The sequence below is a fragment of the Phenylobacterium conjunctum genome (assembly GCF_042679085.1).
Taxonomy (GTDB): Bacteria; Pseudomonadota; Alphaproteobacteria; order Caulobacterales; family Caulobacteraceae; genus Phenylobacterium; species Phenylobacterium conjunctum.
Window position 1 is genome coordinate 17,325 of the sequence record NZ_JBHTLQ010000020.1, and the last position, 11,919, is coordinate 29,243.

General features: G+C 66.3%; 11 protein-coding genes. 8 read left to right on the top strand and 3 right to left on the bottom strand.

Annotated elements, in window-relative coordinates:
- Positions 1-23: 23 nt before the first annotated feature.
- Positions 24-545: a hypothetical protein gene (locus tag ACFQ27_RS10480; protein WP_377353554.1), complete on the top strand. Its 522-nt coding sequence runs from the start codon at positions 24-26 to the stop codon at positions 543-545.
- A gap of 11 nt (positions 546-556) precedes the next feature.
- On the opposite strand, the gene ACFQ27_RS10485 is transcribed toward ACFQ27_RS10480, so the two are convergent.
- Complete coding sequence (locus ACFQ27_RS10485; RefSeq protein ID WP_377353555.1) at positions 557-1,672, bottom strand: acyltransferase family protein; 1,116 nt, start codon at positions 1,670-1,672, stop codon at positions 557-559.
- A 206-nt stretch (positions 1,673-1,878) separates the two neighbouring features.
- On the opposite strand from ACFQ27_RS10485, the gene ACFQ27_RS10490 reads away from it, so the two are divergent.
- Complete coding sequence (locus ACFQ27_RS10490) at positions 1,879-3,345, top strand: calcium-binding protein (RefSeq protein ID WP_377353556.1); 1,467 nt, start codon at positions 1,879-1,881, stop codon at positions 3,343-3,345.
- Positions 3,346-3,362: 17 nt separating this feature from the next.
- Here the strand turns inward: ACFQ27_RS10490 and ACFQ27_RS10495 are convergent, their stop codons facing one another.
- Positions 3,363-4,034 (bottom strand): class I SAM-dependent methyltransferase, encoded by a 672-nt coding sequence (locus tag ACFQ27_RS10495; RefSeq protein ID WP_377353557.1) that lies wholly within the window; start codon positions 4,032-4,034, stop codon positions 3,363-3,365.
- Between the two features lie 92 nt (positions 4,035-4,126).
- On the opposite strand from ACFQ27_RS10495, the gene ACFQ27_RS10500 reads away from it, so the two are divergent.
- The 6 genes from ACFQ27_RS10500 (at position 4,127) to ACFQ27_RS10525 (ending at position 10,624) form a co-directional block, all read left to right on the top strand.
- Positions 4,127-4,852: an AraC family transcriptional regulator gene (locus ACFQ27_RS10500; protein WP_377353558.1), complete on the top strand. Its 726-nt coding sequence runs from the start codon at positions 4,127-4,129 to the stop codon at positions 4,850-4,852.
- A gap of 115 nt (positions 4,853-4,967) precedes the next feature.
- Positions 4,968-6,821 (top strand): copper resistance system multicopper oxidase, encoded by a 1,854-nt coding sequence (locus tag ACFQ27_RS10505; RefSeq protein ID WP_377353559.1) that lies wholly within the window; start codon positions 4,968-4,970, stop codon positions 6,819-6,821.
- On the top strand, positions 6,818-7,945 hold the full coding sequence (locus ACFQ27_RS10510; RefSeq protein ID WP_377353560.1) for a copper resistance protein B: 1,128 nt from the start codon (positions 6,818-6,820) through the stop codon (positions 7,943-7,945). Before ACFQ27_RS10505 ends, ACFQ27_RS10510 begins: the two co-directional genes overlap by 4 nt.
- Positions 7,946-8,024: 79 nt before the next feature.
- Positions 8,025-8,777: a PepSY domain-containing protein gene (locus tag ACFQ27_RS10515; protein ID WP_377353561.1), complete on the top strand. Its 753-nt coding sequence runs from the start codon at positions 8,025-8,027 to the stop codon at positions 8,775-8,777.
- Positions 8,778-8,956: 179 nt separating this feature from the next.
- Entirely contained in the window at positions 8,957-10,135 is a 1,179-nt protein-coding gene (locus ACFQ27_RS10520) for an acyltransferase family protein (RefSeq protein WP_377353562.1), read from the top strand.
- Between the two features lie 18 nt (positions 10,136-10,153).
- Positions 10,154-10,624 carry a DUF411 domain-containing protein gene (locus tag ACFQ27_RS10525; RefSeq protein WP_377353563.1) on the top strand — a complete coding sequence of 157 codons (471 nt, stop codon included), beginning with the start codon at positions 10,154-10,156 and terminating at the stop codon, positions 10,622-10,624.
- Between the two features lie 793 nt (positions 10,625-11,417).
- On the opposite strand, the gene ACFQ27_RS10530 is transcribed toward ACFQ27_RS10525, so the two are convergent.
- Positions 11,418-11,855: a DUF1775 domain-containing protein gene (locus ACFQ27_RS10530; RefSeq protein WP_377353564.1), complete on the bottom strand. Its 438-nt coding sequence runs from the start codon at positions 11,853-11,855 to the stop codon at positions 11,418-11,420.
- Positions 11,856-11,919 lie beyond the last annotated feature (64 nt).

Genomic DNA, 11,919 nt, shown 5'->3' on the forward strand with positions numbered 1-11,919 from the left:
GCCGCGAGGACCGGGGCGGCGTCGTGACCCTGACGCCGGCTCAGCGCAAGCTCGTCCTCACCGTGCATGTGATGACCTCGGTCGGCCTGCTCGGTGCGATCGCGGCGTTCCTGGCGCTGGCCATCCTGGGTGTCGCCGCGGCGGACGAGCAGACCCAGCGCGGCGTCTATCCCGCCATGGCGTTGGTCGCGCGGGCCGTGATCCTCCCCCTGGCCGCCGCGGCCCTGGCGATCGGGCTCGTCCAGGCGCTGTGCACGCCTTGGGGGCTCATCCGCCACTACTGGGTGTTGCTCAAGTTGATGCTGACGAGCTTCGCGACCGCGATCCTGCTGATCAAGATGCGGATGATCGGCGACGCGGCGCGGCTGGCGAGCGACTTCGCGGTGTCCCGCGCCGAGCTGAGCAGCCTGGGCGTTCAGCTTCTGGTCCATGCCGCCGGCGGCTTGGCGGTGCTGCTCGTCCCGGCCGTGCTGTCAATCTACAAGCCGCCTGGTCTCACGCCCTATGGCTTCCGTCGCCAGCAGGGGTGCCGCGCAGGGTCCTGAGGCGGCGGCATCTATCGCCGCGCCAGGGCGACCTCGGCCACGCGGCCCGCCAGGGCGGCGCGTCGGCGCATGAAGGGCACGCCATGGCGCCGCATGGCCTCGCGGGCGGGACGCTCGACGAGGTGATGGACCACCATGGCCGCCGGGACGACGCCGACGAACAGGACCGCCCAGAGCAAGGGCGGCAGGGTCTCGCCGGAGAGGCCGAGCAGCTTCCTGGCGCCATGCTCGAAGACCAGCTGCCAGGGGATGCAGACCATGTAGACGGCGAAGCTGACCTCGCCCAGATAGACCCAGAGCGGGGCCGTCAGCAGCCGCGATCCCGTGCTGGCTAGGCTTCCCAAGCTCAGGATCAGCGCCCCGAACAGGCAGACGCTCAGCCAGTCGGGCGCGCCGACGAAGGCGCAGGCCGCTATGGCCGCGACCGAGCCGAGCACGCCGGTGACGGCAGCACGTGGAGACCGGATGACGTCCGACCGCCACAGCAGCCAGACCGCGCAGCCGAGCACGAAACAGGGCACGATCCGCAGCGCGCCCCAGGCGATGGTCGCCCGGGTAAGCGGGAAGCCGGCGACCTGCTGGAAACCGATGTTCAGGCCGATGACAAGCAGGACGGCCAGCGCGATGGCGACCCAGGGGCGGGTGCGCAGCGGCCAGATCACGAAGGCGAAGACCGGGAAGGTCAGATAGGCGAACCACTCGGCCGAGATCGACCAGGAGGGATGGTTCCAGCCGCCCGCCAGGCCTAGGCCCCAGGCCTGGGTAAGCGTTAGGTGCGCGGGCAACGACGACCAGGCGAGCACCTTGTCGCCGGCGTCGACACCGGCGATGGCCGCCGCGGCGACCACCAGGCCAAGGCCTGCGAGGGTGGCCAGATGGACCGGGTAGATGCGCGCCAGACGCGCCCACAGGAAGTCGGGATAGCGGAACCGCCGCTCACCGAACGACTGCATGTAGACATGGCTGAGGATGAAGCCGGAGAGCACGAAGAACAGCTCGACCCCTAGATAGCCCTTGGCGATCAGGGCGGGCATGCCCAGGCCGAGGCTCGGCGTGAAGTGGAAGGCGACCACCCACATCGCCGCGAAGAAGCGCATGGCGGTGAGGGGCTTGAGGTTCTGAGGCATGGGACCGGTCCGGATGCTGGCAAGGCCATCCTCGGTCAGCGATCCTAACATTCCGCAAATGCAGCCTCGCCGGGTCGAGAATAGAGACCGCGCCGACAAGCGTTCCAGTCGTGGAAAGGATGTCTATCGCGACGGCGACGAAACATCGTCCGTGAGCAACAAAGCACCCCTCGACCAGCTTTGCTGGAGGAACGGTCTGGTCCGTCTTGCTGTTTGCAGACCGGAGGCTGGTCAGATTCTCGTGTCGACCAACTTATCACACCATAACAGTACAACCGTTGGAAGGTACGATGGTAAATTCAAACAATAATAGCCTGCGCGGCTCGGACGCGGTCCATGAGACCTTTGGTGAGTACGACCTGTTCATCGGCCGGCCGAACAGCAACTTCCATTCCAGCAGCATGCCGATGAGCGCCCAATTCGGCCGTAACGGAGCGGATTTCCTGACCGGCGGGGCGATGGATGATGATCTGATGGGCGGCCGCGGTACGGACGTCTTGAACGGCGGCGGCGGCGCCGATCACCTCGACGGCGGGGACGGCTCGGACTTTCTGACCGGCGGGGCCATGGACGACGCGCTCCGCGGCGGCGACGGTCGCGATTTCCTGGATGAGGGTGACGGCCATGGTGACCTCGAGGGCGGGAGGGGTGACGACTTCCTGCGTGGCGGGCGCGGCGCCGATGCGTTCGCGGTCGACCCGACGAGTGGCCACGACATCATCTATGACTTCAAGCCGGGCGGTCCGATGTTCGACCACCTGGCGATACGCGACATCAAGCCTGAGGACCTGCGGTTCGCAGACACCATCTTCGGCGTGAAGATCAGTTGGAACAACGACCAGGGATCGGTCCTCCTGGTCGGTGTGCAGAAGAACGAGCTGGCGCAGAGCGACTTCATGTTCGCAGACGACCGCTATCTGCTGCAGCCAACCGATGCCTCTGCAGACCGCCTGACGGCGATCAGCTTCGCCAAGGACGAAGGGGGCGCGCTCACCGCGCCGCCGGCGGCCGGCAACACCGCCGCCGAGACCTTCGATTTTGACGATTTCCACGTGCAGAAGGGCGCCGAAGCCGCCGATGTGATGCAGGCCACTGGCGATCGCGACGCCTTCTTCGGACTCGGCGGCGACGACAAGCTGTTCGGCGGCGCCAACGACGATCACCTAGCCGGTGACGGCGGAGCCGACACCTTGGACGGCGGCGACGGCATGGACGATTTGCGTGGCGGCGCTGGAAACGATCAGCTCTACGGGGGCGCCATGGCGGACAACCTGATGGGCGACGACGGTGACGACCAGCTGTTCGGCGGCGGCGGTCACGACATGATCGATGGCGGCGCCGGAAACGACACCTTGAACGGCGGCGACGGCGCTGACGCCTACATCGTCACCCCGACCAGTGGGCGGGATGTGGTGGTCGCCGGATTCGACGCCGGGCCGGGAGCCTTCGACCACATCGCCTTCGAAGGCGGCATCATGCCGAACCAGGTCCAGGTGGCCGACACCGCTCAAGGCGCGCTCGTCACCTGGGGCACGAGTGCGTCGATCCTGCTGGTGGGCATTACGACCGCGCAGATGTCGCAAGACGACTTCATGTTCAGCGACGTCGAGGGCGGCGGCTACGTGAACAATGCGCTGATCCAGACGGCCGGCACGGACTTCCTCTTCGTCTGACCTTCCTCGGGCGGGCCTTAGCGGCCTGCCCCGGGCGTCGTCGCGACATAGAGGGAGATCGACCCGGTCGGCGTCGGAACGACCCGGCGTTCGGCCACGCCGAGCAGTCCTGCCTCGGCCATCAGATCGGGCAGTTTTCCCTTGGCGTTGAACCCGGTCCGCTCCCAGCCGTCGAGGGCCTGAACCTGGCGGAACAGCAGCCGCATCAGCAGGGTGCGTTGCAACCCGTAGTCAGCAATCACGACGCGGGCGTCCGGTCGCCCCAGGCGAACCATGGCTTTCAGGATCTCCGCCTTCACCGGCACGTCGCACTGGTGGAGCACGAGGCTCGAGATCACCTTATCGGCGACGGCGGAGCCCAATCTGCGATCCGCCTCATCGCCATAGCCCTCGAGCCATTCGACCTCGACCCCGGCCGCCGCCGCCTTGTCCTTCGCAATTCGCAGGACCGCAGGATCCGGATCGATTCCCACCACGCGGGCCCCCGGGCAGCGCGCCTTGATGGCGATGGCCTGGGAGCCGGTCCCCGCGCCAATGTCGACGATCAGCTCGCCGTCAGAAGGATCGAGCAGATCTAGGAGAGCCGCCCGCCATCGGCGTTCGCGGGTCATGACGGCGATCACGCGGTCGTAGTCGCCGGTGAGCTCGGCCCGCCCCAGTGCGGGTATGAAGTCTTTCTGGTCGGACATGACGCACCTCTTGCCAACAGGATGCGCCGCCGGTCCAAGCGGGTCTTGAACCGAACGCTTGCAGCCCCGGGCGCCGTCCCTGATCATCTGGCATGAGGTCAGTGCATCCTTGGTCAGGACAGGTCTGGTTTGCCGAGGACTGGGCGTGCTTCGAAGGTCTCTGCGGCGACGCCCAAGCGCATGGCCATCTCGCAGCCCAGGTCGTCGTCGGCCTTTCTGGCCCGGTAACAGTTGAGGGCGCGAGGGGCGCTGTGGTCGGTGAGGCCGTGCTGATTGCGCCGGGCGCCCTGCATGCGATCGTCCCATCCGACCGGATCGTGCGCGTGGTCTATTTGCAGAGTTTCGGGCGGCTTGCGCGCAGCTGGGGCGTCGAGACGTGGCCCGCCACCCCGTGCGCCCAATCTGCGCGATGGGCGGGCCGCCTGCGCGGGGCCGATCCCGGCCGGAGCTTGGCGGCGGCCGCCGCCGCATCCGAGCCGCAGCGTCTGGATCCGCGGTTGGCAGCCGCGCTGCAGGAAATGCGGAGCTCAGCCCAGGCCAACGACGATCTGGGCGGCGTCGCCCGACGCGTTGGTCTCTCGCCGGCGCGTCTGCGTGCGCTGGCCCGGAAGGAGCTCGGCGCGCCGCTTGCCCACTGGCGGGCATGGCTCCAGCTCGAACGGGCGATCGGCGCGCTGCGCCGCGGCGAACCGCTCGCCGCCGCGGCGGCGTTGGGAGGTTTTAGCGACCAGGCCCACCTCAGCCGGACGATGCGCCGCTTCTTCGGAATCACGCCGCTGACAGCGTCGCGTGTCGTGCGTGCGCCAGCGGTGGCCTGAAACGTGATGCGTTTTTCGACATTTCCATAAGGGCGCCAGCCGACCCCGCGCGTATTCCATGAAAATGCGCGGCCCAGCAGCCGCGTTATTCATTCGCCTGGGATACCGCATCGACATGAAGGACTTCGATCGTCGCCAGTTGCTGCGTGGCGCCTCACTGATGGGCGGCGGCCTGGCCCTCAGCACCTTGCTGCCAGGTTGGGCGCAGAGCGCCACGATGGGCGCCGGTCCGACGTTGCCGACCTTGAGCGGGCCGAACATCGACCTGCGGATCGGTCACTCGAGCCTTACGGTCGATGGTCGCGCCGGCCACGCGGTGACCATCAATGGGACGGTCCCGGGGCCCCTGCTGCGGCTGAAGGAAGGCCAGAACGTCCGGCTGTCGGTCACCAACGACCTCGACGAGGACACCTCCATCCACTGGCACGGCCTCCTCGTGCCGTTCCAGATGGACGGCGTCCCGGGGGTCAGCTTCCCGGGGATCAAGCCCCGGCAGACCTTCGTCTACGAGTTCCCGATCAAGCAGTCGGGCACCTATTGGTACCACAGCCACTCTGGTCTGCAGGAGGCTGAAGGGCACTACGGGCCCATCATCATCGACCCGGCCGGGGCCGATCCGATCGCCTATGATCGCGAACACGTCATCGTGCTCTCCGACTTCAGCTTCATGCACCCGCACGTGATCTTCAAGCGCATGAAGCAGCAGGGCGGCATGTTCAATTTTCAAAAGCAGACCATCGCCGGCCTGCTCGCCGGGAAGGACCAGACGCTTCAGGAGCGGATGGAATGGGCCAAGATGCGGATGGACCCGACCGACATCTCCGATGTCACGGGCGCGGTGCTGAAGTTCCTGATCAACGGCCACGGGCCGAAGGACAACTGGACCGGCCTGTTCACACCGGGTGAGCGGGTGCGCCTGCGCTTCATCAACACGGCCGCGCAGATGGTGTTCGATGTGCGCATCCCCGGCCTGAAGATGACGGTCGTGGCCGCTGACGGCCAAGATGTCCGCCCTGTGGAGGTGGATGAGTTCCAGATCGGCAACGCCGAGACCTACGACGTCATCGTGCAGCCGACGGAAGACAAGGCCTTCACCATCGTCTCAGAGGCTGTCGACCGCTCGGGCATGGGCCGGGCGACGCTGGCGCCGCGCGTTGGGATGACCGCACCGGTCCCGCCGCTTCGGGACCGGCCGCTCGCGACCATGAAGGACATGGGCATGGACATGAGTTCCATGAAGGGCATGAACATGGGCGGGTCTGGCGCGATGGCCGGCATGGACCATGGCGCGGCGGGCCACGACATGGCCGCGATGCCTGGAATGGCTGGCATGCCGGGCATGGCCGCTGCGCCCGGAATGGCCGCCCCGAAGCCGCGCGGTTCCGATGCGATGGGCGACATGGGCGGCATGAAGATGTCGATGCGCGACCCGCAGAACGCCCCAGGCGTGAAGCTGGGGCCCGGGGTCCAGACCATCGCGCCGATGCCCATGGATCGGACCGGCGAGGTCGGCCAAGGCCTGGAGAGCGTCGGCCATCGGGTGCTGGTCTACAAGGACCTGGTCGCGCTGACGCCGAGCGTCGATCCGCGAATGCCGACCCGCGCGCTCGACATCCACCTGACCGGCAACATGGAACGCTTCATGTGGGGGTTCGATGGCCTGAAGTTCAGCGAGACCAGCAAGCCCTACACCTTCGAAAAGGGCGAGCGGGTGCGGGTGACGCTGATCAACGACACCATGATGGCCCATCCGATCCACCTGCACGGTCACTTCTTCGAGCTGGCGCACGCGCCACCAGGCCAGGGACCCAGAAAGCACACAGTCATCGTCGCGCCCGGCGGCAAGGTCTCGTGGGACTTCACGGCGGATCCCGGAGACTGGGCCTTCCACTGCCACATGCTCTACCACATGCACGCCGGGATGTTCCAAGTGTTCAGCGTGCGGCCGCTCGACGGAGGCGCCGCATGAACCGGTTGGCCCTGATCTCGCTGATCCCTCTGGCGCTGGCGACCTCGGTCGCGGCCCAGACGATGGATCACTCCTCGATGCCCGGCATGGCCATGCCGGCGCAGCCAGCCCAGAAGCCGAAGCCGAAACCAAAGGCGAAGCCTGCGGCGGCGCCTGCCCGCAAGACCCCTCAGTCGAAAACCGCCTCCAGCCCGGCTGCGACACCCTCAGCCGCGCCGATGGATCACTCGACCATGCCCGGCATGACGATGCCGGCGCCCGCCGCCCCGGCGGCCCCGGCGCCGGACCATAGTGCGATGCCCGGCATGGCGATGCCTGCGGGTGCGGCGCCGATGGACCATTCTGCCATGCCTGGCATGGACATGGGCCCGACGGCCCAGCCGGACATCCCCAAGTCTCCGCCCCCGCCGCCGCCTGCGGATCGCGCCGCTGACCGCTTCTTCCCGCGCGCCGAGATGGACCAGGCGGTGGCGCAGCTGCGACGCGAGCATGGCGCCGCCATCACTTCCAAAGTCATGACGAACCTCGCCGAATTCCAGGCCCGGAAAGGCGCTGACGGCTATCGCTGGGATGGCCAAGCCTGGTTCGGCGGCGACATCAATCGCTTTGTGCTGAAGAGCGAAGGGGAGGGGACCCGCGGCGAAGGGGTTGAGGCCGCTGAGTTGCAGGCGCTCTATTCGCGCGCCGTCGGGGTCTACACCGACGTTCAGATCGGGGTGCGCCAAGATTTCGAGCCGCACAATCGGACCTACGCAACTGTCGGTTTTGAAAGCCTGTTCCCCTACTGGTTCGATATCGAAGGGGCGGCCTTCTTGTCCAACAAGGGCGAGCTGCTCGGCCGCATCGAAGGCACTTACGACCTTCGCCTCACCAATCGCCTGATCCTGCAGCCTCGCGCGGAATTCAACCTGGCGGCCCAGGACACGATCGAAACCCGGACCGGGTCGGGCCTGTCGAATGCCGAGCTGGGACTTCGCCTGCGCTATGAGATCCGACGGGAGTTCGCCCCGTACATCGGCGTCTCCTGGGACCGCAAGTTCGGCAAGACCGCGGACTATGCGCGGACCTTCGGTGAAGACGTCAAGGCAACAAGCTTCGTCGTGGGTGTTCGCGCCTTCTTCTAGTTCTGCGGCCCAACAGGGAAATACCGGCGCAATGTCGAAGCGATAGAGGTCGCTCGGTAACTAGAAGTCCGGGGGCACCATGCTGCGACTGTCGCTTCAACTGCACAAGTGGATCGCCTTGGTTGTCGCGATACAGGTGCTCGGCTGGGTCGCGGGTGGGCTCATCATGACCGCGATACCGATCGAGCAGGTGCGCGGCGAACAGCACATCGGTTCCGCGGCGCTGCCGCCGATCGACACCAAGCGCTTGCTGCCGCTGGAGAAGCAACTGGCTCTCGCGGACATGACGGATGTCGGTGAGGCGACGCTCAAGAATACACCGCGAGGCCCAATCTGGGTGCTGAAGTCGGCCGCGGGCAGCGAGGGCTGGTGGAATGCCTACAGCGGCGAGAACGTCGATGAGATCACCGCCGCCGCCGCCCGGACCTATGCGCAGATGGCGTACAAGGGAGCCGGCAAGCTGCTCGCCGTCGACTATGAAGAGAGCGCGCCGAAGGAAGCCCAGGTCAGCGGACCGCTCTGGCGGGCGCGTTTCGGCGATAAGGAACACAGCCGGCTCTATCTCGACGCCTTTACCGGCGAGGTGCTGAGCCGACGCTCGGACCTGTGGGCGTTCTACGACTTCTTCTACCAGATCCACATCATGAATTTCGGCGCTTCGCGCAGCTACAATCATCCGCTGATCGTCGCCGCCGCAGCGGCGACCCTGGCGGTCGTCGTGACCGGGATCGTCCTGCTCGTGTTGCGCCTGGGAAGCGATCTTCGGCGGCTGAGGGCGCGCCCGCGCGGCGGAGCGCTGGCGACCCCAATCGATCGGAGGCCCGGCGTCTGATCTCACCTGGGCGGCCCGCAAGCCTCCAAGCCTGGAGGTGGCGCTCAGGGGGGCTACATTCGGCGCCTCACCTACCCGAAGGAACTCGATCGACCTCCCGGAGTGCACAGTTCCGGAGCTGGCGGCTGAGGGCCGGCGTTGTCCCCGCGCGTATACTGAGGAGTGGGGCGGGGATCAGAATGGGAAACGGCGAGCCTTTCAAACCTGAAGGGACGACAGGGTCGCCCTTCCCGAACAACCTGCCTGCCCTGACCTCGGTCCGCTTCGCGTTGGCGCTGGGGGTTGTGCTCTTCCACTACCAACTCCAGTGGCCTTGGGACTCCATGGCGTCGACCGGGATCCTCAATCGGGCCCGGCTCGGCGTCGACGCCTTCTTCATCCTGTCCGGCTTCGTCCTCACCCATGCCTATCGTCAGGCGCTGGAGGACCGGCGGCTGGACTACCGCCGCTTCCTGGCGGCGCGCTTCGCACGCGTCTACCCGGCGCACGTCGCCGTCCTGGCGTTCGTCCTCGTGATGGTCGGCGCGGCGACCTTGATCGGCGCGGAGTTTGATCACGGGCTCTACAATCCGCTCGGCCTGCTCACGACCTTGTTGTTGGTGCATGCCTGGTTGCCCGAAACCGTCGTGGCGGAATGGAATGGACCCTCCTGGTCGCTTTCCGCCGAATGGTTCGCCTATCTCGCCTTCCCCGCCTTCGCCTGGGTGGGTCTGGTTCTTGCGCGCCGGCCCTGGGTCCTGCTCGCCCTGTCGGGGCTGGTCTTCCTGGTGCTGGATCTGATCTATCAGGCGGTGTTCGGCGATGTGGTGGTCCATGCTGAACTGAATATGGGCGTGCTGCGGATCATCCCCGAGTTCCTCTATGGCATCGGTCTCTACCGGTTGGGACAGCGCCTGCGGCCCACGCGGCAATGGGCGATCGGCGCGGCTTGGCTGTCGGCGATCACCTTGCTGACGCTGATGCATCTCAAGGCGGACGACCGGATCGTCGTGGCCGCGGCCGGGCCCCTGATCCTCAGCCTGGGCCTGCTCTCGAAAGCCAGCGCGGATCGCGCGCTTGCACACCCCTGGATGCTGGCCGGGGGCGAGGCCTCCTACGCGCTCTATCTGGTTCACATGCCCATCCTGATTGGATGGAAGGGCGTCAATTCCGCTCTCACGCAGCGGCCGAGCGCCTATGTGCTGGCGTGGTGGGAGATCGCATGCCTGCTCACGCTCACGCTCGTCGCCGCATTCGCCCTGCACTACTTGTTTGAGGGGCCGGCCCGAACCTGGATCCGGCGCCGAGCTGACCGCCTATGGCCGGCGCCCGGCTCGCGGGCGGCCATGGCGCCCGGATCACAGCCCCCCGACGTCTAGCCGAAGGATGAGGCAAGAATGATTTCCCAGGCAATCCACCGGCGCGGCCTTCTTCTCTCCGGCGCCGCTGCGCTCTTGGTGAGCAGTTGCGCCCGCGCGGCCAATCCCAAGACATTGGTCGTCTACAAGACGCCCTATTGCGGCTGTTGTAAGGGTTGGGTGGCCCACATGACTCGCGCCGGCTTCACTCCGACCATCCATGAGGTGGAGGATCTAGCGCCGGTGCGCGCCCGCTATGGCGTGCCGTTCAAACTCTCCTCCTGTCACACCGGCGTCATCGGCGGCTATGTGATCGAAGGACACGTGCCCGCAGACGATGTCGCGCGCCTGCTCCGGGAAAAGCCGAAAGCGCTTGGTCTCACGGCGCCGGGCATGCCGATCGGTTCCCCGGGCATGGAAGTCCCGGACCGTCCGGCGGAGAGATTTGACACTTTGCTGCTCCTGGATCGGTCCGGACGGACCCAGGTCTTCGCGACACATGGGGCCTGACTAGCCGGCGTGCGCGAGCGCGATCTCGCGCAAGCCTTTGGAGGCCATGAGCCGTTCGGGGATGACCCCCCGTCGAAGCATGGCTGGGCGTGCCGACCGTCCGAGGCTTTCTGATGTCTTGATGTCGCCGGGTCGTATTGTGCCCAGACTTTCTCGATCTGAATCGCGCTGCGCGGAAAGCCTCGTGCTATACTCCGAACATGGAGCGGTTACGGTTCTTCGTCCTTGTGGCGGCGATCCTCACGTTCGCCATCAGCGTGCCCTTCTCAGTGAACCGCGCGGCTCAATGTCCGTGTGCCGCATCAGCGCCCTGCCACTGCCCGCTCGTGGACTGCAAACTGCTTCCTGCGTCCGGTTCGTCCTGTCACTGTTCAGTCTCCGCCTTGTGCTCCGCGGACGTTTTCGACCATGCCGCGGGTACTGGTCCGAGCGCCTGGCCGACGCCGGTGCGGCTTGACCCGCATGGGCTCCGCCTGGTCCCGCCCCTTCGACCGCCCATCCCTGAGACGACCTTCGCCGCCTGAAGGCGGCCGTTCACACGCGGCCGGCGTCTGTCGGCCGCAAAGTCTCAGGAGAACATCATGAAGATCATTGTGACGGCCTTGAGCGCACTTTTGCTCGTCGCAATCAGCGCCTGCGCCAGCACGACCGGTGATCGCGTCCACTGGCGACCGGGAAATTCCAAGTTCACGACCGGAATAAACGCTCCGGCGCCTGTCGTGGAGGATTCACATCGGTAGCTGCGAAGGCCACTGGGCGCGGCTTCGGCCGCGTCCAGTGGCCATGCGCTCACTCACTTGGGCAGGATTCGGGTGCGCGGCGCTGGGCGCGCTGGGGGAGGATCGACCCAATCAGCACTGGTGCCATCGGCGAAGCGCTGATGGACCTTCCACTGCACGCCAAAGCTTGGCTCCGTTGGATTCTTCGCCACAAGTGCCAGCTGCTGGCGGCCGCCAGGCGGAATATTCACGCTCCAGATGATCCCGACAATTCGGTCCGCTGACTTGGTGAGCGTGTATCCACTCGCCGGACCGTTTACAGAGACGATGGTCATCTCAGGCGGGACCTCGAGTTCGACCGCTGTCGTCGGACTTTTGCCCTCGGTCGGCACGTTGAACGTATAGGTTTCCGTTTTCCCGGGCGTGGACTCGCTCGGCGAGACCGTGACATGAGCGTGAGCCACGACTGGAAGCAGGGCGAGAGGAAGCGCCAGAGCCGTGAAGCGGTTCATTGAAAGTCCTCCCCTAGATTTGCCGCCCGAGCTTGATGCTGGATCAGGCGGTAAGTCTAACCTG